At 66.6% G+C, this 464-nt stretch carries 2 protein-coding genes; both read right to left on the bottom strand.

Annotated elements, in window-relative coordinates; all coding sequences use genetic code 11:
- Window positions 1–273: TetR/AcrR family transcriptional regulator (locus tag ASV53_RS26565; protein WP_141226345.1), on the bottom strand; the 273-nt coding region annotated here is incomplete at its 3' end.
- A partial coding sequence (locus ASV53_RS26560; protein ID WP_141226344.1) for a DUF1348 family protein occupies window positions 273–464 on the bottom strand: 192 nt, incomplete at its 5' end. The genes ASV53_RS26560 and ASV53_RS26565, both read right to left, overlap by 1 nt.

Genomic DNA, 464 nt, shown 5'->3' with positions numbered 1-464 from the left:
GACCTCTCGCGACATGTCCGCGATGGCCTGGTGGGGATCGGTCGCGGTGCGCAGCGGCTCGAAGATCTTCTCTTCGAACCAGTCGTTGACCTGGTCGAGGACGGCGCGGGCCATGTCCGTCTTCCCGTCGGGGAAGAAGTGGTAGAGGCTTCCGCGGCCGATGCCGGTCTCCTGCTGGATGACGGACAGGGAACCACCCTCGAAGCCTCGCTTACGGAACACGCCGGCGAGGGCGAGGACCGCGTCGGACCGGTCGAGGACGGTTCTGGCCATCAGAGACCGAGCTCGCTCAGGCCGGGGTGGTCGGCGGGACGGGGACCGGAGTTGTCCCAGAAGAACTTGCGGTCGGACTCGTCGATCTCGACGTCGTTGATGCTCGCGTGGCGGTGCGTCATGAGTCCTTCCTTGTCGAAGGGCCAGGTCTCGTTGCCGTAGGCGCGGAACCACTGGCCCTCGGCGTTGCG

Origin of the sequence: Photobacterium sanguinicancri (genome assembly GCF_002265265.1) — a bacterium.
GTDB lineage: Bacteria > Pseudomonadota > Gammaproteobacteria > Enterobacterales > Vibrionaceae > Photobacterium > Photobacterium sanguinicancri.
This window is presented reverse-complemented; position numbering and strand designations above follow the sequence as displayed.